19 protein-coding genes and 1 pseudogene are annotated in these 20,543 nt (G+C 64.9%); 5 read left to right on the plus strand and 15 right to left on the minus strand.

The features are described 5' to 3' along the window. Positions 1-7: 7 nt before the first annotated feature. Positions 8-1,453 (minus strand): CoA transferase, encoded by a 1,446-nt coding sequence (locus ABIA30_RS04285; RefSeq protein WP_370062379.1) that lies wholly within the window; start codon positions 1,451-1,453, stop codon positions 8-10. 53 nt (positions 1,454-1,506) lie between these two features. Further along, positions 1,507-2,541, minus strand: coding sequence for an Lrp/AsnC family transcriptional regulator (locus ABIA30_RS04290; protein ID WP_370062381.1), 1,035 nt, complete (start codon positions 2,539-2,541; stop codon positions 1,507-1,509). 72 nt (positions 2,542-2,613) lie between these two features. On the opposite strand from ABIA30_RS04290, the gene ABIA30_RS04295 reads away from it, so the two are divergent. Continuing rightward, on the plus strand, positions 2,614-3,540 hold the full coding sequence (locus tag ABIA30_RS04295; RefSeq protein ID WP_370062383.1) for an NAD(P)H-dependent flavin oxidoreductase: 927 nt from the start codon (positions 2,614-2,616) through the stop codon (positions 3,538-3,540). Here ABIA30_RS04295 and ABIA30_RS04300 read toward each other — a convergent pair. Continuing rightward, entirely contained in the window at positions 3,537-4,415 is an 879-nt protein-coding gene (locus ABIA30_RS04300; RefSeq protein ID WP_370062385.1) for a TIGR03619 family F420-dependent LLM class oxidoreductase, read from the minus strand. The two genes, ABIA30_RS04295 and ABIA30_RS04300, sit on opposite strands and share 4 nt — an antisense overlap. Before the next feature lie 148 nt (positions 4,416-4,563). Here ABIA30_RS04300 and ABIA30_RS04305 point away from each other — a divergent pair, with 148 nt between their 5' ends. Then, positions 4,564-6,213 carry a DUF222 domain-containing protein gene (locus tag ABIA30_RS04305; protein WP_370062387.1) on the plus strand — a complete coding sequence of 550 codons (1,650 nt, stop codon included), beginning with the start codon at positions 4,564-4,566 and terminating at the stop codon, positions 6,211-6,213. Positions 6,214-6,281: 68 nt separating this feature from the next. Continuing rightward, on the plus strand, positions 6,282-7,574 hold the full coding sequence (locus tag ABIA30_RS04310) for an MFS transporter (RefSeq protein ID WP_370062389.1): 1,293 nt from the start codon (positions 6,282-6,284) through the stop codon (positions 7,572-7,574). Here ABIA30_RS04310 and ABIA30_RS04315 read toward each other — a convergent pair. Genes ABIA30_RS04315 through ABIA30_RS04325 form a run of 3 tightly spaced genes read right to left on the minus strand, consistent with a single transcriptional unit; the run spans position 7,552 to position 10,432 of the window. Next, a complete protein-coding gene (locus ABIA30_RS04315) occupies positions 7,552-8,910 on the minus strand; it encodes an MFS transporter (RefSeq protein WP_370062391.1) in 1,359 nt (452 codons plus the stop codon). The two genes, ABIA30_RS04310 and ABIA30_RS04315, sit on opposite strands and share 23 nt — an antisense overlap. Positions 8,911-8,912: 2 nt before the next feature. Further along, the gene (locus ABIA30_RS04320) at positions 8,913-9,278 is read right to left on the minus strand and encodes an ArsR/SmtB family transcription factor (protein WP_370062393.1); all 366 of its coding nucleotides are present in this window, start codon (positions 9,276-9,278) and stop codon (positions 8,913-8,915) included. A gap of 35 nt (positions 9,279-9,313) precedes the next feature. Beyond that, positions 9,314-10,432, minus strand: coding sequence for a hypothetical protein (locus ABIA30_RS04325; protein WP_370062395.1), 1,119 nt, complete (start codon positions 10,430-10,432; stop codon positions 9,314-9,316). A 101-nt stretch (positions 10,433-10,533) separates the two neighbouring features. Between ABIA30_RS04325 and ABIA30_RS04330 the strand changes: the two genes are divergently transcribed. Then, positions 10,534-12,447, plus strand: a complete 1,914-nt coding sequence (locus ABIA30_RS04330) for a neutral/alkaline non-lysosomal ceramidase N-terminal domain-containing protein (RefSeq protein WP_370062397.1) — start codon at positions 10,534-10,536, stop codon at positions 12,445-12,447. Here the strand turns inward: ABIA30_RS04330 and ABIA30_RS04335 are convergent. From ABIA30_RS04335 to ABIA30_RS04345, 3 genes and pseudogenes are all read right to left on the minus strand, one after another. Further along, entirely contained in the window at positions 12,444-12,749 is a 306-nt protein-coding gene (locus ABIA30_RS04335) for a GNAT family N-acetyltransferase (RefSeq protein ID WP_370063325.1), read from the minus strand. The two genes, ABIA30_RS04330 and ABIA30_RS04335, sit on opposite strands and share 4 nt — an antisense overlap. Positions 12,750-12,797: 48 nt before the next feature. Continuing rightward, a pseudogene (locus ABIA30_RS04340) lies at positions 12,798-13,760 on the minus strand (pirin family protein); the annotation flags it as partial. Positions 13,761-13,890: 130 nt separating this feature from the next. Continuing rightward, positions 13,891-15,324 (minus strand): glyceraldehyde-3-phosphate dehydrogenase, encoded by a 1,434-nt coding sequence (locus ABIA30_RS04345; protein WP_370062399.1) that lies wholly within the window; start codon positions 15,322-15,324, stop codon positions 13,891-13,893. 206 nt (positions 15,325-15,530) lie between these two features. On the opposite strand from ABIA30_RS04345, the gene ABIA30_RS04350 reads away from it, so the two are divergent. After that, the gene (locus ABIA30_RS04350) at positions 15,531-15,866 is read left to right on the plus strand and encodes a hypothetical protein (protein WP_370062401.1); all 336 of its coding nucleotides are present in this window, start codon (positions 15,531-15,533) and stop codon (positions 15,864-15,866) included. 3 nt (positions 15,867-15,869) lie between these two features. Here the strand turns inward: ABIA30_RS04350 and ABIA30_RS04355 are convergent, their stop codons facing one another. Genes ABIA30_RS04355 through ABIA30_RS04380 form a run of 6 tightly spaced genes read right to left on the minus strand, consistent with a single transcriptional unit; the run spans position 15,870 to position 20,542 of the window. Further along, positions 15,870-16,712, minus strand: coding sequence for an MBL fold metallo-hydrolase (locus tag ABIA30_RS04355; protein WP_370062402.1), 843 nt, complete (start codon positions 16,710-16,712; stop codon positions 15,870-15,872). Next, the gene (locus ABIA30_RS04360; RefSeq protein WP_370062404.1) at positions 16,709-17,536 is read right to left on the minus strand and encodes an alpha/beta fold hydrolase; all 828 of its coding nucleotides are present in this window, start codon (positions 17,534-17,536) and stop codon (positions 16,709-16,711) included. Before ABIA30_RS04360 ends, ABIA30_RS04355 begins: the two co-directional genes overlap by 4 nt. Then, positions 17,533-18,258 (minus strand): flavin reductase family protein, encoded by a 726-nt coding sequence (locus ABIA30_RS04365; protein ID WP_370062406.1) that lies wholly within the window; start codon positions 18,256-18,258, stop codon positions 17,533-17,535. The genes ABIA30_RS04360 and ABIA30_RS04365 overlap by 4 nt, the downstream gene beginning before the upstream one ends. A gap of 12 nt (positions 18,259-18,270) precedes the next feature. Then, the gene (locus ABIA30_RS04370) at positions 18,271-18,756 is read right to left on the minus strand and encodes a hypothetical protein (protein WP_370062408.1); all 486 of its coding nucleotides are present in this window, start codon (positions 18,754-18,756) and stop codon (positions 18,271-18,273) included. A 19-nt stretch (positions 18,757-18,775) separates the two neighbouring features. Continuing rightward, the gene (locus tag ABIA30_RS04375) at positions 18,776-19,615 is read right to left on the minus strand and encodes an MBL fold metallo-hydrolase (protein ID WP_370062410.1); all 840 of its coding nucleotides are present in this window, start codon (positions 19,613-19,615) and stop codon (positions 18,776-18,778) included. Between the two features lie 18 nt (positions 19,616-19,633). Continuing rightward, on the minus strand, positions 19,634-20,542 hold the full coding sequence (locus ABIA30_RS04380; RefSeq protein WP_370062412.1) for an alpha/beta hydrolase: 909 nt from the start codon (positions 20,540-20,542) through the stop codon (positions 19,634-19,636). Between the last annotated feature and the right edge of the window lies 1 nt (position 20,543).

The raw sequence follows: 20,543 nt of genomic DNA on the forward strand, positions 1-20,543 counted from the left end.
AGTCACCTCAGCACCCACCGCGCAGGCTGATCCATTCCGGACGACTCGAGCCACGCGGTACCAAGATCGGATCGCGCCAATGCCCAGGAGTGTGGCTGAAAGTCACTGGGGGCGCAAGCATATGGACATCTCCCAGCGGCGTGGCAGCGTCGTAGGCGGCCGGCTCACGCAGGCTTGTTTCTTCGGTGGCGCCGGCTTGGGCGGGGTCCACCAAGCCCAGCGTCTGATACCACATGGCGGTTCGGGTGAGGTTCACGGCGACATGCCAACTGCCACCCTCGGTGGTCTGTTTGATCAACCCGGCGGCCGCACCGAGTGCCCCCATGTAGCCGGTGATGAAGTCGTTGTACATCCCGGTCGGCGGCAGCTTCGGATGACCGTTGCCGCCTTCGATGCTCATCAGCCCTGACGCGGCCGACCCGTTCATGTCGAATCCGCCTCGCAGTGCCCATGGCCCGGTCGAGCCGTAGCAGGTGACCGAGACATGCACCAGACCGGGATGATGCTCGGCCAACTGATGCGGGTCGAGGCCGAGCCTTTCCAACTTCGATCCGCGGTGGTTGTTGACCACCACGTGGGCGTCGGACAGCAGGCGGTCGACATTCGTTCGGCCGTTGTCCTTGGTGAGGTCCAGGTTGGCGCTACGAGAACCGATGTTGGCCTCGACGTAGATGAAATCGTGTTCGAAATCATTTGGGCGCGTTGCGCATAACACATCGGCGCCGTGTTCCGCCAACGTTCGCCCGACGGTCGGCCCGGCAACGGCGTGAGTGAAGGACAGCACCCGAACTCCGTCGAACGCCCGTCGAGCCGGCCCGAACTGATGCGGCGGGGCGTCGCCGATGCGGGTCAGTTCGATTACGGGTCCGGCCGCCAGCAGCGCGCCGTGGGGATGTGCCAGCCACTCCTGCGGCGTCCGCGCCACGCAGAGCGGCAGGCCCGCGTTGTTGGCTGCCTCCTCCAATTCAAAAGCATCCCAACGCAAGAACGCGGTCGAGACCGTTTCTGGATCAGGTGGCACATCGAGGAATCGGCACCACGCGGCCGCCAGATGTGGATACACGCCGGACGCCATCACCGTACGTTCGTCGCGAGTTCGGTAGGGCAACAACAGGAACGGGTTGTCCAACGCCAACGCGAACGACGGCAAGTCCCCGGCGACCGTCGGATGCCAAAAGGCATGCGGGGTGATGTGGTGAACCGCCTGCCGCAAATCGAGGTGCAGGTCCTGCCCTGGACCACCCCGGCGGCGCAGCATCGCGGCGGCGGCGACCGCGTTGCCCATCATCGGAATGCCGATGCTGGCGCCCAGGCGATGCCTGGCGGGCACGATCGGATCACTGCCGGCGAAGGTGACCGCGCCCCCTGCGTCTGCGCTGGACAAGCCGACCTCGGCAAGCAGGTCATCCAGCGCGGCAACGGGATCAAGTGCAGTGTCAGTCGAAGAACTCATGTTTCAGAGCCTGACGGCCACCCGTCCCGACATCACTGAAGTGAAAGAAACCGTCAGAATTCGGCGCTTCGGTGCCGGAAGCCGTCAGGATCGACAGGCGCCCAGGGGTCCACCGGCACCACGCCGCCGGCGCGGCCGTCGTCGTCGATTAGTCGCCCGAATGATTTGACCTGCCGTAGCAAGACCCTGGAACTCAAGACGCTGGCACCAACCTGCTGCAGTCTGGCGATAAATCCCGCCAGCGCATCCAGCCGATGTACCTGAACCGTGACGAACAACTGTGCGGCACCACCGAATACCGAGACGCAAACTCGGGTCTCCGGCCAGCCGGCCATCGTTCGGCCGGCCTCGGCCGCATCGGTACCGGGATTCAGCCGCAGCTCGAGGATCACGTTGGTGGGCCAGCCCGCTTCGGCTCGCGCGAAATCCGCACGGAACGTCAGTAGCTCGGATTGCATCAACACATTGAGCTTCCGTCGCGCCGAAGCTTCCGAACATCCGAGGCGTACCGCCAGCTCTCGGTAGGTGAGTCTGCCGTCGTGCTGCAGGGTCAGGTAAAGCTCGCGGTCAGTGTCGTCGAATGTATGGCGTGCCGGAGCCAGCTGCGGCGGTCTTACTTCACTGGCTTGTTGGGCACTCATTGCCCCCAGCCGCCACGAGACTCCGTTGAACGGACGCGTCATTCCCGATGCGCGTACCGCGCGGATACCGGCGACGGTCGGTAACACGTCGATGACCAGCTGAGCCAAGGCGTGCGGATCGGCCGCGACGATCAGCGTGTACACGTTGTACTGACCCGTCGTGATGTGAACGCTGAACGCATGGGGGACTGCGGCCCATTGGTCTGCCACCGTTTGCGCAGCCCCGGGTGCACACTCGGCCTCCAGCAGCGCGCCAACCACCGGCAGAGCTGGCCCCGGCGCGGAGGACACCCAGGCGCAACCCGTCTCGACCAGACGACGCCATCTACGCGCTGCTGTCGCTCCGGAGATACCCAGTGCCTTGCCGAGCTCGTCGAAGCCGGCCCTCGGGTTGACGTGCACGCCGTCGAGCAGCGCGAGGTCTACCTCATCAATGCCGTCGGCCATCTGCACAGTGTTGCGCATCGACGCGAAACCGGTTCCGCTACTGGGGCAATAGGCCGCTGATACGGTCAGAGCGTGACTGCCCATCCCAATCGCGTATGCGCGCTCACTGGCGCCCAGATCCCGATCATCCAGGCGCCGATGACATTCATCGCGGGTGCACAACTGGCGGCTGCCGTCTCCAACGCCGGAGGCCTGGGCATCATCGAGACGACGTCGGATCAGGGGCGTGCCGACCTACGTCGGGTACGGGAGCTCACCAGCAATCCGGTGGGCGCCAACATCGCACTGCTGTTCAACCGCGATCCGGCCATGGTGGAGATCCTGGTGGACAACCAGATCAGCTTCGTCACCACCTCGGCCGGCGACGCGGGCCTGTTCGTCGACCGCCTGCACGACGCGAACATCACGGTGTTCCATGTGGTCGGCACCCTGGCCGATGCCAAGAAGGCCGTCGATGCCGGGGTGGACGGCCTGGTCGTCGAAGGCGTGGAAGGCGGCGGGTTCAAGAACCGTTTCGGCGCCTCCACCATGGTGTTGCTACCGCTGATCGCAGCGCACGTCGACGTGCCGATCGTCGCGGCCGGCGGTATCTGCGACGCCCGATCGATGGCGGCAGCATTCGTCCTTGGCGCCGAAGGCGTACAGATGGGTACGCGTTTTCTGGCCTGCGCCGACTCTCCGGTGCATGCCAATTTCAAACAGGCCGTGGTTGACGCCGATGAAACCTCGACGGTCATGCTGCCGCTTGGCGGGCGTCGGATGATGCGCGTCATCCGCACCCCGGCTGCCGAACGACACGACACCGCCGGTACGCCTGCCGCCGGTGCACTGGAAACCGTGCAGCGCTTGTACTTTGACGGCGATATGGAAGCCAGCGTTGCCAACACCGGACAGGTCGCCGGCCGGATCGCCGATCTCCGGCCGGCCAGTGAAATCGTCAGCGACATGTGGGATGGGTGCCGCGAGGCGCTCGCCGCAACGGCCGCCCGGCTCGGCTAGTTCATGCCGGCAATGACGGCGTCCGCGAAATTCTCGATGTGCCGGCGGAATCGCTCTGTTTCAGATAGTTCTGCGTCCGCGGGCAGAGGAGTGCCGAACCAAGGCGCACACATCACCTGCGTGATACCCATGTCCTCAGCCCGTTGGTAAGTATCGATCGTCTGCGGCTCCAGGAGTGCGACCATGATGTCGAACGGCTCAGCGCCGCGGCCGTATTCATGGCGCAGCTTCGTCAACGTTTCGACGTACGGCCGGGCCTGCTCGAGGGTGTAGGCGGTGCCTACCCAGCCGTCGCACAGACGGGCCGCGCGGCGTAGTGCGACCTCTGTTTCGCCGCCGGACATGATGGGAACCGGCACCACCGGATGGGGCTCCAGCATGAGCTCGGGCACCTGGTAATGCTCACCCGACCAGGACACCCAGCCGCCCTGCCACAGCGCCCGCAACGCCAGGATCATTTCATCCAATCGTTTGCCCCGGTTGGTGAAATCCTGGCCCATCAAGTCGAATTCCTCTTTCATCCAGCCCGCACCGAGGCTGAGGATCACTCGATCGTTGGACAAGACCGCCGCAGTCGCGACCTGTTTGGCCACCTGGATCAAGGGCCGGGATGGACCGACATAGATCGCGTTGGTGAACTTGAGGCTGCGGGTCACGGCGGCCATCGCGCCGATCAACACCCACGAATCCGGCCAAGAGGTCTCCGGCTGCCACGGGACGGTTCCCGTGGCGGACGGATAGAGCGAGTGCAATTCGCGCGGATAGATCATGTGATCGGCACTGATCACGCCATGGAACCCGTTGTCGTCCAACATGCGAGCGAGGGGCAGTGCCATGGCAGTATCCAAAAATGCTGTGCCAGACCAGAATTGCAACTACTCGACCTTCCTCGACAGCTCCGGGCTATCGATAACCATACGGTAAGCGCGACGAGGGGAGTAGGCATACCGCCGTCAAGTCAGGTTATCCACAGACCCGGAATTTCCACTGGAACTGCCGACAGACTCGGATACTATCGAATGCATGTTCGATTTATCACCGGGTTTGTTTGTCGGGGTTGATGATTCGGCCCTGATCGACCGGATCGCGGGTTATGCGCGGGTGGAAGCCGAAGCCGCGGCGGGCCGACTAGCGGCGATCGCTGAACTGGTGGCGCGCCGGTGTGACGATGAGGACGGCCGGGCACTGTGGGCTTGTGATGGTTGGGATGTGGCGGCCGCTGAGATCGGAGCGGTGTTGACCATCGGACGCCGGGAAGCGTCCGGGCAGATGAGTATCGGTATCGCGTTGCGGACCCGGTTGCCCAGGGTGGCGGCGGTGTTGGCTGCCGGCGGTGTGTCGGTGCCGGTGGTGGCGATGATCACCTGGCGTACCCGCCTGGTCACCGATCCCGACGTGCTGGCGGTGTTGGATGCGGCGGTGGCCGGGGCGATGACCCAATGGGGTGTGTTGTCGAAGGAGGCGCTGGCCCGGGTGATCGATGGCTGGGTGCACAAGTTCGATCCGGTCGCAGTGATCCGGACCCGCTCGGCGGCGCGTAACCGGAGCATCGAATTCGGTAAGCCCGATGATGAAACCGGGACGGTATCGATCTGGGGTGCACTGTTGGCCACCGACGGCGCGCTGTTTGAGCGGGCGATCACCGAGATCGCGCTCACGGTGTGTGCCGCTGATCCCCGCACCCTGGGGCAACGTCGCGCCGATGCGGTCGGGGTGCTGGCCGTGCGGGGTTCCCGTCTGGCCTGCCGGTGCGCACAACCGCACTGCCCGGCCGCCGCCACCCCCGATGCCCCGGCCGCGGCGGTGATCATTCACGTACTCACCGATACCGTCCCGGCGCCGAAGCTGGACCGGCAACTGCACACACCTATCGCGGCGTCGGCCCTCGTGGTGGCCGAACCCGCAGCCGATCCGGCACCTGCGCCGGCCAGGCCCGCGCCACCGGCGAACCCGGCGCGCACTATTGCCGGGCCACGTCCACCGGTCGGATACCTCCAGGACGGGCAGGTGATCCCACCGACCATGCTCGCCGACCTACTTGCGCGCGGCGCCAAACTACGCCACCTGGCCCGCGCCGACGATCTGGGCAGCATCGACCGCTACCGACCGAGCGCGGCGATGGCCGACTTCGTGCGGATGCGCCACCTGAGCTGCAGCTTCCCCGGCTGCACCGCACCAGCAGTGCACTGCGACATCGACCACACCATCGCCTGGCCCGCCGGGCCCACCCATCCGGGCAACCTCAGCCCCAAATGCCGAAAACACCACCTACTCAAAACGTTCTACGGCGGACCTGGTGGTTGGCGGGACCGACAAGAACCTGACGGCACCGTCGTATGGACTACACCCACCGGACATACCTACCGCAGCATGCCCGGGTCACGCATTCTGTTCCCGGACACGAACTTCGACACACCACTGCCACCCCCGACCGCACCTGACAGCACCACCGGGCCGGGCCGGGGCATCATGATGCCCCAACGCCGCCGCACCCGCGCCCACGACCGCGCCGCCCGCATCGCCAACGAACGCACACTCAACGAACAAGAACTAGCCACCACGCACCACGACAAGCCCAGTGCATCAGAGACAAAACCCGACGGGCGCGGCAGTCGGGACCACATCATCAGTGCGGCACACCCACCCGACCACCACGATCCACCACCGTTTTAGACCGTCGGATTGCAATCAGGCAGATTATGGCCCTACCACCATTCCCAGCCCACCCATACCGTGGCGCAATGACGAGGATCGAGAGCGTCCGATCGCTTGTGCCCACGGCCGGACAGCCGACCTTCCGCCAGGCGTTGTTCGTCGCTCTGACAGCAGGATTGGGCTACGGCTTCGACTCCTACGCGGTCAACATCTACGGTCTGGTCCTGCCTGAGATCAAGAAGACCCTGCACATCACCGACACCCAGGCGGGCTACATCGGATCGATCTTTCTGCTGGGTTACACCATCGGCACCATCGGATTCGGTCTCGCTGCTGACCGGTGGGGACGCAAGACCACACTGGGTGCATCAATCCTGTTGTACGGCATCACCACCGCGCTCGCCGGGTTGACCACCAACATCGCGGCGTTCACCGGGCTGCGGTTCCTGACCGGCGTCGGCGGAGCGGGGGAGTTGGCCGTGGGGGCACCGTACACGGCGGAGGTCTGGCCCGCCAAGACCCGCGCCATCGGCGTTGGCGGCGTGATCTTCTCGCTGTTCTCGCTCGGATACGTCTTGGCGGCCGGCGTCGCACTGGTCCTGGTTCCGCGGTTCGGCTGGCAGTCCGCTTTCGTTGTGGCCGTGATTCCTGCAGTACTGCTATTCCTTGTCCGACAAGGTATTACCGAGTCACATCGGCACACGGCAGTGCGCAAGACGGTCGAGCGGGGGACACCCAAACCTCGACTGTGGCAGCTGCCCGGCGTCCGGCGCCGCCTGGCCGTCGGCTGGCTGATCTACACCGCCAATGCCGTCGGGTACTGGGGCATGACGCTGTTCCTGACCACATACATCGTCACGAAGTTCCACGCCTCAGGACTCGACGCCATCCGGTACGGTCTGGTGTTCTTTCTGCTGCAGGTCGTGTTCGTCTATGCCGGGACCGCGCTCGCCGACTGGGTGGGGCGACGGCCGTCGGCCATCCTGGCCGCTGTGATCGAAATCGTCTCGGCGACTCTGGCAGCTACCGCAGATTCGTTGGGCGACTACCGGGTCTATGCGGCTATCTCGATCGCCACGCTGGGCTGGCTCTGGGGCGTCGGCGATACCTACATCGCCGAGCTGTTTCCAACAGTGCTGCGCGGCACCGGCTTTGGTGTATCGGTTGGCGGAGGGCGCATAGTGTCCATCGCAGCTCCGACGGTCGTGGGCTGGGCCATCACCGAGTACGGTCTGCAAGCTCCCTACTTGGCGCTCGCCGGCCTCTGGGTGCTGACAATCATCGGCTACCTACTGGGGCCGGAAACCAAGGGCAAAGAACTCGACGACCTCGCCGGCGAGGCCCTGACCGAGGATCTCATCGCGACGTCGACACATTGACCGAGTCCGGCCATCGTTGGTGTTCCCGGTCGATCATGAAGACATGGTCGTGCGCGACACGGCGCGCATCGATCTCGGTGGCATCGCAGAGATGCCCCAGGTCGGTGGTCGCGACGTCGTGGGTATGGGTGATGATCTCGGGGTCATGACGCGGCCATACCCGAACCGCCACAATCACGCCCGCCGCGGCGGCCACGGCCAACACAGACCATGTGGCGGTGAACCCGGCCACGGTCACTCCCCAGCCCGCGATCGGATAGGTGACCAGCCAGCAGAGGTGCGACAGGGAGAACTGCGCGGCAAACACCGCGGGCCGGTCGGCAGCGGTCGACGAGCGACGCAGCACCCGGCCGACCGGGGTCAGCACCAGGCTCATGCCCGCCCCGATCAGCAGCCAGATACCGAGTGCCGCCGCCCAGCGATAATCACCGGTGGCCGTGGATAATTCGACCGCGCCGGCCGCACCGATGACCAGCACGGAGCCGCCAATCATCATGACGGTGCGTTCGGCGACCCGGTCCAGGATCGGTGGCAGTGCCAGCGCAACAAGCATCGTGCCGGTGCCCGACGCGGCCAACAGCCATGCCACATCGGCTTGGGTGCGTCCGAGGGCGTCGCGTACGTAGTTCACGGTGGTGACCAAGACTATGGATCCGCACCCGGCAACGGCCAGATCGAGCGCCAGCACACCCCGCAGCCGCGGAGTGGCCGCGAATATCCTGACTCCGGAAAACACCCGCTCCCAAGCACTTCCAGGCGAACTTGGAGCGGCATCGGGGATTCGGCTGGTGACAACCAGGCCGGCCGACACCAGGAAGCCGAAGACCGTTCCGACGAACAGCCAGTGGAAGCTCATCACGGTCAGCAGCACGGCCGCCAGGACCGGGCTGAGCAGGCTTTCCATCGTCGACGCGAGCTGCGAAGCCGACAACGCCTTGGTGTAGTCCGCCTCGTCGGTGACCACGTCGGGAATGACGGCCTGAAACGTGGGCGTGAATGCGGCTGAAGCGGACTGCAGTACCGCGACAAGTAGGTAGATCTGCCAGACCTGGTCGATGAATGGCAGCATCACGACAACGGCGGCCCGAATCAGATCCAGACCGACCAGCATGCGCCGGCGCGGCATCCGGTCGACATGGGCAGCCGCGATCGGAGCGATCGTCACGTAAGTGATCATCTTGATCGCCAGCGCTGTACCGAGCACTGCGGCCGCGTCCGCACCGGCCAACTGATACGCGAGCAGCGCGAGCGCCACCGTGGTCAATCCAGTGCCGAACAAAGCAACGACCTGCGCGGCGAACAGGTGTCGATAGTCGCGATAGCCGAACAGCGACATGGCTAGCGCTTCGCCTGGACCGACCGCACGGGTGAGCCCCGATGATGGGCGGGAATGCCCGGTCCAGCGTGTTCAGCATTGAACACCGCGTCGGTCACCAACTGCCGGACGTGCTCGTTCTCCAGGCTGTAGTAGATGGTGGTGGCTTCGCGACGCGTCCGTACCAACCGCGCCATCCGCAGTTTCGCCAGATGCTGCGACACTGACGGCGCAGGCTTGCCGACGTGCTCGGCCAGCTCGTTCACGGAAAGCTCACTGCCCGTGAGCGCCCACAACACCTGCACGCGAGTCGGATCGGCGAGCATCCGGAACACCTCGACCATCAGGGCAACCTGATCGTCTGCAAGTCGACTATTATCTGCATGCATACGTAGATAATAGATCAATGAAACGCTGGCCGGCCTCAGCCCCGATGCCCGTCGGTGAACCCCGTCAGGCCCGTTGGCGCGTGCGGCCCGATCGCGATCTGCTCGACGACACCGATGCCGGTGCGATTGCCCATGGTGGCCCGAACCACGTTCTGTAGGTGGATGGACGTGAAGTCGGTGGGTTCGAAGTCCTCGAGGCGGATCGATTCGCGGCCGGTTTCGAATTGTCCGTGGTTCGAGCCGTGCCCCCATTTAGGATGCCAATAGCCGATACCGCGCATCCGGAAAGTGAAGAGCTTCTCTACTTCGATGTGCGTTTCACCGTCGACCGGGTCGGTGAACCACAAGTGGGCCCGGCGGATTTCGCGACGTCCCGGTTCCCACTCGAGGTCGTAACCGAGGTCATAACACTCCCGTACGCCGACCCGACTGCACGGGGAGACACCGGCCGGCAACGGGTCGAGGATCTGTGCGGTCTGGAGCCAGCGGCGTCCATCCTCGTGTTCATGGAAGGCGTAGTGTGCATAACGATCTCCGAAATGCAAAGGCGCCCAGAGCCAGAACACCTGGAATGGCATCGGCGCCCGCAACATCGGCACCTGCTCGCCGACCGGCCGGATACCCCACGACCGGTCCCGGGTACCCGGGACATCACCGGCCCGCACCCGCAGATCCTCGCCGTCGACGGCGATCGACCCCTCCCAGGCGCCCCACTGGGTCAGTCGGGTGTGGTCGGTGAGCATGATGCCTTCGGCGGTACGACGCTGCTGCCGCGGCTCCTCGATGGCCACAGTGGTAGCCCGGAAGGTCAGATCGCAGGAGATGCCGTGCTCGTTCGAATCGACGATGTACCGGATCGTGCGCATGGGTTCGACGACTTCGATGCGAAATGGTCCGATGGTGGTCGAACGGTCCAAAGGCATTGCACCCGAGGCGAAAACGGAATGCTCCACGCCGTCTTTGACCACGCTGAACGCAGCGTCGATGACACCACGTACCGGGTAATGCCCCATGGCCGCACCGAAGTAGAAATCACCATCACGCTGGTGGCCGTTGAACCAGTACCGGTCGTAGTGGTTGGGGTCGGCGCTCGCCGGCGTCGCGACCGGGTCGGCGGAGGCGTGTATCGGGTAGTCGTCAAACGGGGTCAACATCATCGGAAGCCTATTTGGACAGCTGTCCAATCACTGTGGAATGGGGATACCGATGCCGCGGGTATAACTGTTGGATCTCCATAGGCGAAGGGACCGAGCCGATGACCTACCGCGTGGGCCGTGGCATCTCCGACATCACCGGTGAGCCTGCCGCTTGCAGCATGCTCGGCTACGGCAAAGCCGACCAGCGCACCGCGGGAATCCATCTGCGGCAGCGCTGCCGGGCCTTCGTCATCGACGACGGCGACACTCGCGTTCTCTTGGTCGTCGCCGAGATACCGCTGCCGATGCAGAACGTCACCGACGAGGTGCTGCGCCGCCTCGGTAGTCGATTCGGGACGACCTATACCGAGCAGAACACGCTCATCACCGTCACTCACACTCATTCCGGGCCAGGCGGCTACTGCGGGCACACGTTGTACAACATGACCACCAACGGCTTTCACCCGAAGACCTTCGGGGCGATCGTCGATGGGATCGTCGACGCGGTGCAGTACGCGCACGACGACCTCGCCGAGGCCCAATTGGCGTTGATACACGGTGAATTGCACGACGCGAACGTGAACCGCTCACGTTCGTCGTTCGACCGCAATCCCTCCGACGACAAGGCGTTCTTCCCCGATGCCGTCGATCCACAGACCAGCCTGCTGCGCATCGAGCGCGACGGACGGGCGGTCGGCGCGGTGAATTTCTTTGCCACCCACGGCACCAGCATGACCAACCGCAACAGGCTGATCTCGAGCGACAACAAGGGCTACGCTGCCTACCACTGGGAACGGCTGGACCGAGGCGCCGATTACCTGGCCGACGCCCAACCCGATTTCATCTCCGCGTTCGCCCAGACCAATGCCGGCGACATGAGCCCCAACCTGGACGTCGGCAAGGGCCCGACCGATGACGAATTCGAGAACACCCGCATCATCGGTACGCGGCAATATGAGGCGGCGCGAAAACTGCTCTCCGGAACGGGAACTCGCCTCGATGGCCGGGTTGATGCGCGGTTCACCTACGTCGATCTCGGCGCTGTCGAGGTGCGTCCCGAATTCGCGCCGGACGCCAAGCCGCACCGCACCAGCCGACCGATGTTCGCCGCCTCCCAGATGGCCGGAACAGACGAAGGGGAGGGCTTCCCGGGATTCCGGCAGGGTCTCAATAACCCACTATGGGAGGGTATTTCGCGGATCGCGTACCGGATCAACCCGGCGCTACGCGATGCGCAGGAACCCAAGGGCATCTTCGCGCCGGCCAGCCTGACCAATCGGCTCACCGACTTCGTCCAAGAACGGGTGCCGGTACAGCTGATCCGCATCGGCCAGTTGTATCTGATCGGCATCCCGGGTGAGGTCACTATTGTCGCCGGACTACGGCTGCGGCGGACCGTCGCGGCCATCGTCGGCGCCGAGCTGGCCGACGTGCTGGTTGTGGGCTACAGCAATGCCTACATCCACTACGTGACGACGCCGGAGGAGTACCTGGAGCAGCGCTACGAGGGCGGCAGCACGCTGTTCGGCCGTTGGGAACTGCCGGCCTTACAGCAGGTCGCCGCCGAGCTGGCCGTGGCCATGCGCGACGGGCGCCCGGCTCCGGTCGGCGGCCGGCCAACCATGAGCCCGCCGCGCAGCCGCATCCGGACGGTGCCGCCCGAGGACTCGACGAATGCTGGTGCGATACACAAACATCCACGCGCCCGCTACGTCATCGGCGAAACCGTGCGCGTCGAGTTCGTCAGCGGTGACCCGAACAACGACCTGCGCCGCGGCGGCACGTACCTCGAGGTTCAACGACTGGACGGCGACCGGTGGCTGCGCATCGCAGACGACGGCGACTGGTCCACCGTGTTTCGCTGGCGCCGCGGTGAACGTGCGGACTCGGTGGCCACGGTCGAGTGGCGGATTCCGCCCGGCACTGCCGAGGGTCAGTATCGGCTGGTGCACCACGGGGCGGTACGTCGCACCGGCGGTGAACTGGAGGAATTCACCGGAGCGAGTACGGCATTCGACGTAGCGCGGGCCTAACGCTGCCGAAGCGCCTGCTTGATGTCCGGTGTGATCGGATCCAATATGTCGTCGAAATCGTGGTGCTTTGCGACGTAGGCAACAACCATCGGGCACACCGCCACGATGCGTCTGCCCTGCCGGCGGGTCATGGTCAGCGCCTGTTCGATCAACAGCGTGGCCAATCCGCGTCCGCCGTAGGCCCCATCAATTTCGGTGTGGTAGAAGATCCGCTGGCCGCCGTGTTCGATAAACGCGGTGAGCCCCACCGGTTTTCCGTCGACGGCGATAGAGAAGCGGCCGCTCTCTGCGATGACCTCCACTGGCGCACCGGTCTTGTCGAGCAGCCGTACCGGAGCGTGGCCGCCGGCCGGCGACGGCCGTGGTTTGAGGCGGGTGCCCGGCAGCGACGGTGCAGGCAGGCGCTGCGGCGATCCCTGGTATCCGATGACGGTGCCGAATTGTTCCGACTCTGCTTGCCATTTTTCGCGGTACTCGACGATCTCGTCGTGGTTGCGCCCAACGAAGTTCCACCACATCAGCAGTTCCTCGGCGAACGGCACTCCGCCGAGCACGATGGCACGTACCGGTGCGCTGCCGGTGTTGGCCAACGCCAGCCGCGACGCTCCGACGCCCTGGTAAGCCATCTCTCCCACGGCGACCGGCGTTCCCGAGACGGTCAGTTCCCCCAAGTCGAGCAGCACCGCATGCTCGAATGCCGGATCCACGTCGAAGTCGACGCTCGCTCCGGGTGGCAAGTCCACCTGGGCGCCGAGAAGGGGGGTATGGGTATGAACGGGTGAGCGTTGACCTGCCAGTTCTCCCAGAAACACCGCCACCGTCGCGGCACCGTGGATCACCGACTCGGGAGCGTAGTGATCGAAGTTTCGCGGGCCGTGCCGCGCCGCATCGGGTAACGCGACCCACAGCTGCACCCCGTGGAGGATCGTGGTCGACGGCGTCGACACCTCGGAGTGGCAGATCCCGGCGCCGGCGGTCATCAGATTCAGCTCGCCAGGCCGGATCATCGCGTGCACACCGGCGGAGTCACGATGCTCGACCTCGCCGCTGAACAGCCAACTGACGGTCTGCAACCCGGTGTGCGGGTGCGGGGCCACGTCCATACCGGCGGAGGTGCGCACATCTTCCGGGCCGTAGTGATCGGCAAAACACCAGGCGCCGACCAAGGAGCGCTCCCGCTGGGGCAACGTACGACGCACCTGCATCGCGCGGGGCCCGCCCAGTGGCACGTCGCGTGGTTCGAGGATTTCTATGGTGCCGGATGGTCCAGCGGCACAATCGAATTCGACCGGGGACTCTTCGAGATTGCTCACAGCTGCCTTCCCTGCCAGTGACGCCGACGCGACCGCTGTCGAGACTACTCTTCGCCGGTTCCGTCGACCCTGTAAGTCGACACCTCCAAATCGCAAGTGCCGCAACGGGGCCGACCGGCCGGCGGCACCGTCACATCCGCGGATACGTCGGGTATTCGATACCCGACAGGAACTGCACCACGCGGACGACCTGGCAGGAGTAGCCGAACTCGTTGTCGTACCAGCAGTACAGGATCGCCTGGTCGCCATCGACGATCGCCGCATTCGCATCGATGATCGAGGCCGCGCGCGAGCCGATGAAGTCGCTCGACACTGCGTCGGTGGCCGCGGTGTAGTCGAGGTTGCGGCTGAGCGGACCGGACAGGGACGTCTCTCGGAGGTGCTTGAGCACCTCTTCCTTGGTCGTCTCACGCTTGAGTTGCAAGCTCAAGATCGCGATCGACACGTCGGGGGTGGGAACTCGGATCGAGTTGCCGGTGATCTTGGCCTTGAGTTCCGGCAGCGCCTTGGCGACGGCCGATGCCGCACCGGTTTCGGTGATGGTCAGGTTCAGCGGTGCGGCACGGCCGCGACGGTCAGCCTTGTGGTAGTTGTCCAGCAGGTTCTGGTCGTTGGTGAACGAGTGCACCGTCTCGACGTGACCACGGATGATGCCGAACTCCTCGTCCATCGCCTTGAGCGGCGGGACGATCGCGTTGGTCGTACACGAGGCGCACGAGTAGATCTGCTGGCTGACGTCCTGACGGAGGTGGTTGACGCCGTGCACGATGTTGGGCACATCGCCCTTGCCCGGCGCGGTCAGCACCACCTTCTCGATGCCCGGACGCAGGTGCTTCGACAGGCCTTCACGGTCGCGCCACTTGCCGGTGTTGTCGATGAGGATGGCGTTCTGGATCCCGTACTCGGTGTAGTCGATCTCCGACGGGTCGTTGCTGTAGATGAACTTGATCGCGTTGCCGTTCGCGATGAGGAGGTTGTTCTCCTTGTCAACCTTGATCGTGCCGTTGAAGTGGCCGTGCACCGAATCGCGGCGAAGCAGGGAGGCGCGCTTCTTCAGGTCGTCAGGTCCACCGCTGCGGACCACGACGGCGCGCAGGTTCAGCCCGTTGCCGCCACCGGCCTTCTCGACCAGCAGGCGAGCAACGAGACGACCGATCCGGCCGAAGCCGTAAAGCACCACGTCACGCGGTCCCTGCGGCTCGGCCTTGTTCTCGCCGGTGACGTCGGAGAGCGCATCGCCGACGAACTCGGCGACCGAGAGCCCACGCTCGTCGGCGCGGTAGGCGTGCACGAGCAGTCCGAGGTCGATCTTCGATGGACCGAGATCCAGGTCCGCCAGCGCCTGCAGGAATGGGAAGGTCTCGACGACCGAAAGCTCTTCGCCGGCGATCTGGCGAGCAAAGCGGTGGGTGCGCAGGATGCTGATGACCGATTTGTTCACCAGCGACCGGCTGTGCAGCAAGACGGTGACGCCGTGTTTGCGGTGCAGGGTGCCGACGATCGGAATCATCGCCTCCGCGAGGGCTTCCTCGGCATTCCAACGGGCAAGTTCTGGTGTGTTCAACTCAATCTGTCCTACGTGTCGCATGGCCCCTCGCGCTGAGCAGCGCTTTGATGGTAGTAAGCGCCGCAACTCACAGCGCACACCCATCCCTTATTCGCGCGTTGCCGGGGTATCTGCCTGCGGTGGTCTGGTCTGCTTGCTGGCGACGACTGGGGCCCCGGCGACGAGTTCGCGGCCGGTTCAGCATCCAGTCCAAGCTGATCGCGATGTTGTTGACCGCGAGCGTCATCTCGGCCGCAGTGGTCGGAATCATCGGCTACCAATCCGGGCGCGCGTCGTTGCGCAATGCCGCCTTCGACCGGCTGACGCAGGTTCGCGCGTCCCAGGCCCTCCAGTTGGCGGTTCAGGTCGCCGACCTGAAGAACGCATTTCTGGTCTACACCAGCGGACCGGCCACCGCCGACGCGCTGCAGGCGTTCAGCGCCGCGTTCAACCAATTGTCCAACGCCACAGTCGACAGCTGTCCCGCGAATTCGGCCGGCTCCTCGACGAACGCCGCACCGAGGTCCAAGCCGCCATGGACTCTGTCGACAAACCGTTGACGCCTACCGGAACAGGGTGATCGCGGAGCCCCACAGGGCACCGGGGTTGAGCCGGTCCGGGTGTAGGTCGAGCATCGCCGCATTGAACTCGGCAGCGCTGCCGGCTGATTCGATCAGCCGGCGCGAATCGGTGAGATAACTTCTGGTGGCGCCGATTTGGGAGACGTCGTCCGGAAGCTCCTGGTTCTTGTGTCCGGCGATCAGTGAGCTCGGGTTCAGGGCTTCGAGGGTGTCCAGGGCCGTGAGCCAGGTGTCTATCCCCGCAACCCCGCCCGATTCGGCCAGGTACAGGTGCACTCCGTTGTAGACGGCGTCACCAGCGACGACGAGTCCGGTGTCGGGAACGTGCAGGACGGTGGTGGCCTCGGTGTCGGTGTGGCCGACCTCGATCGGGAGCAGCCGGACACCGTCGAGCTCGAAGCCCTGGTCATCAACGCCTTCGGCGCTGATCTCACCGACTGGCAGCTGATCTGGAAAGAATTTGTCCCAGAACTCTTTTCGAAAGGAAGGACGATTCTGGTCCGCCATCAGGCGGCGGGTTCCCGCGGTCGCGAGCACAATCGCGCCGGGGAACCGCTGGAGCAACGGGATGGCGCCGAACCAGTGGTCGCCGTGGCCATGGGTGATGTAGATGTACCGCAGCTCTCGTCCCGAGTCGGCCACCCAGTCGGCGACTTCAGCGGCCTGGGCCAAGGTCAGCGGCGGATCCACCAGTACTGCGCTGCGTTCGCCAGTGATCAGCGTCGAGGTGATCGGCGACCACATCCGGGTGCTCCCGTCGGGCAGCGGCCCACGGCCGGCCTGGGGGATCTGTGCGGTGACGAACGTCGAGTGGGTCAAGCTCATGATGCGTCCTTCGGTGTGGGAGGGTGTGGGAAGTTGGCGGTGGCAACCACATTCGCGGTGTCGTCGAGGAAATCCAGTGTGAGGACCGCAACGCTGTCGGGGTGTTCGACGTGCAACCAGTGTCCGCCGTTGGCGATCGTGCGAACCCGAGCATCGGGGTACTCGGCGGCGACGGCATCGACGACGCGTGACGTGACGAAACCGTCAACGCCGCCTCCGATGAGCAGTACCGGACCGCGGTAGGGGTGCACCGCAGCCGGCCAAGGCAGTCCGTCGTTCCAGACATCGGCGTAGCGGGCACCAACGCTCGGCCGGCTCAGGGTGCCGATATGGCTGAGGCGGTCCAGCTGCCGGTCGGTCAACGCGGGAGACAGCTGTGCGCGGGCTTCGCGTTGCGCCCCGTAGTGGGCCGCCAGTTCACGGAACGGCGCCAACGAATCCTCCGGTAGATGGGTGCCCTGCAATGGCACCGGCGTCAAGAGGATCAATCCGACGACCAGCTCGGGATGCTCAGCGGCGACCAATTGCGCCACCTGCGTGCCCAGACTGTGGCCCACGACGTACGCCGGGGTTCCGACACCGGCCAGGACCAAGGCGGCCTCGGCGGCCAGCGTCGACAGGGAGATCTGGCGCAGGTCAAGCGATTGCATGTGCCGGGCGCCGAATCCTGGGAGGTCATACCGGACGATGTTCACGGTGTCGCCGAGCGCCACCACGAGGTCGTTCCACACGGTGGCACTGTCGAAGTAGCCGTGAATGAACAGCAACGTGGGCGCCTGGCCGCTCCCGGCATCGGTGCGCCACACCTCGGGCATGGAGCTCATCGCGGTACTCCCGCCGCGGTCGAGCCCGAGGGCGACCAATCCTTGGTGTCGATCGGGGAGAAGTCGCTGGCCTTGCCGTCGAGACGCCGAATGCGCTGGGACTCCAGGCCTTCCAGCACGGTGTCGGGAAGCGGCGTGGTGAAGATGTTGTCGACAGCGGAGTACTCGGCGGCCAACCGGCCGAATGGGTGCAGCGCCCCGGTGTCGATCCGCCCGCGCTCCAGGTACAGGTCGTCGCGCACGTGGATCTTCTTGACCCGGCCCCACACGACGTGATCGGGCAGCGGGGGCATCGGGATGATCCGGTCGACGACGCATTCGAATGAGATGGGTGCCTCGGCGATCCGCGGTGCCTTGATGATCTCCGAGTCCGCCTTGTGCAGTCCGAGTGCTTCGAACTCATCGACACCACTGTCGAATTCGAAGGCCGACCGGTGCAGAGCGTCGGCCTGCGCGACGGAGGCGATGTTGATGACGAAGTCACCGGTGTCGCGGATGTTGATGAAGGTGTCCTTGAGCGTCGTCTCGTCGGAGCGGGGCTGCAGTGAGATCGACAGAATCGGTGGGAACCGCCCGACGACCGTGAAGAACGAGATCGGTGCGATGTTCCCGACGCCGGCCGCCGACTGGGTGCTCACCCACGCAATGGCGCGGGGCAGCACGCTGCCGATCAGCAGTTTGTAGCTCGAAGTGGGATTCAGGTCGCTGGGGTCGATGATCATGATGTCCTGATTTCAGATGGAAAGTGGATGAGGCGATTGCGACCAGACCGCGGCCAGCTCGGAGGCGGTGGTGGGTACGGTTTGGATGCCGACCACGCGCCATCCGTCTGCGCTGCGCGATATCTCGAAATGTACTGCCAGGCGCTGGATTTCGTAACCGTCACCGCATCGCGACCAGATCACCTCGATAGCGGCGCCGGTGCCGTTGTAAACACGAATCCGGTGATCCGGCACGTCGGTGTGCGTGTAGCCGTGCTCTTTGAGCTGCGCGTGCATGCCGTTCAAGAAGTCGGTCACGGCGGCCGCGTCGAGGAACCATTCAGAGCTGGTGCCGTCGCTGTAATGCAGTGGCGACGACCAGTAATCGAGGACGAAATCGGGTCCGCGGTCGATGGTTCCGGCCGCAATACCGACCCACGTCGGCAGGTAGTCGTCGAAGAACCAGTGGTTCACGTCGTCGAGAACGGTTTGCCGGGTCTGAGGAATTTCGGTGTTCATGGCGTCTTCTCCCTGGGTGTCACGACAGCAATGCGACCGCGGAGTACCACACCGGCCCGACGTTGAGGCGGTCTGGGTAGAGGGCGATCATCTTGTCGAAATATTCTTGGGGGCTGGGCTTTTCGTCGATCAGGTGCCGCGCGTCCAGCAGATATTGCCGGGTCTGCTCGATGACGGCAGGGTCGTCGGGCAGATTCTTGTTCTTGTGCCCGGCAACGACCGCCTCCGGATTCAGCGCCGCGACGGTGTCCAGTGCGGTCAGCCACGATTCGATACCGCCGTGGGCGCTCTCCAGGAGGTACTGATGGACGCCGTTGTAGGCGACGTCCCCGGCGACCACCAGTCCGATCGACGGGACATGCAACACGGTGGTGTCGTCGGTGTCTGTATGGCCAACCTCGACGGCATGCAGCGGATGCCCTTCCAATTCGAACCCGTCAACCGGAATCTGCTGGTAGACAACCGGGCTGGGCGGAATCTGTGCCGGGAAGTCCACGTCCCACATCTGGGCCCGCCCGGTGGTGGCCTGCTCGTGCATCATGGCGATGGTGCCCGCGGTCGCGTAGGCGGTGACACCCGGAAAGCGCTGCAACAACAACTCGGTGCCGAACCAGTGGTCGCCGTGGCCATGTGTGGCGTATATGTGGGTCAAAGTCTTGCCGGACCGTTCGATCCACGCCCACGCCTGCTGTACCTGGTCATAGGTGAATGGGGGGTCTACGAGTACGGCGTCGTGCTCACCGTAGATCAGGGTGGACGCCACCGGAGACGAGACGATGGGGCTGCCATCGGGCAGGCGTTGCTCGCGATGACGGCGGATACCGTCGTGGACGAGAACTTCGTACTGCAATGTACTCATGATGGATTTCCTTCGGGTTCAGTTGGTTTCAGCGGAAGCAAGGTGCTGGGAGAACCAGCTCAGGGCGGCACCGGCGGCGACGTCGAATTGCCCGAGGTACGGATCGAAGTGGCCGCCGTCGACGGTCACCAACTTTTTGGGTTGCAATGCCCGCTCGTAGGCGTCCAGCGCCAGATCGGTCAGGGTGACCGTGTCCGTCATGCCGACGACCATCAGCAGCGGTGTGGGGGAGACCCGCGAAATCCAGCCCCCAGGTTCGTAATTGCGGGCAGCTCGGCTCGATCTGATGGTGACGGTGTTGTGCCACACACCCTCGGGCACCGGCTGCTGATAGAAGGCGACCGCGTCCGGCGCGTGGTACGCGGCCGGCTCCTGTGGATCGGCGCTCACCACGGCCTGAGTTGCGGGTGGCTCCCCACGGAACTGGCGCCGGTCGTCGTCGATGAAGGCTGCCTCGAGGCTGGACACCAGGTCCGGTGCCACGCGGCGCAGGCTCTGCTGGTAGCCGCTGACGGTGGGCACCTGGGAGACCACTGCGTGCAGTCGGCGGTCGGTGGCCCCGAGCACAAGGGCGTGCCCGCCGGCGTAGCTGCTGCCCCACAGGCCGATCCGTTCCGCGTCGACGGTGGGCAGGCTCTCGAGGAACGAGATGGCGCGGCGCCAGTCTGCTATCTGTACCCAGGGGTCGATGTCGAAGCGGGGGGCGCCGTCGCTGGGTCCGAATCCGCGGTGGTCGTGGACCAGAACCACGAAACCTGCGTCAGCGAACAGTCGGGCGAAGCGCTCCAGGCCATGTTCCTTCACGCCGGCGAAGCCGTGGGCCATGGTGATGGCCGGGTGGGGCCCGGCTCCGTCGGGCTGGAACAGCCAGCCCCGCAATGTCACGTCGCCTTCGCCTGGGAATTCGATGTCTCGCCGCTCGGTCATC

Source organism: Mycobacterium sp. MAA66, assembly GCF_041261665.1.
Taxonomy (GTDB): Bacteria; Actinomycetota; Actinomycetes; order Mycobacteriales; family Mycobacteriaceae; genus Mycobacterium.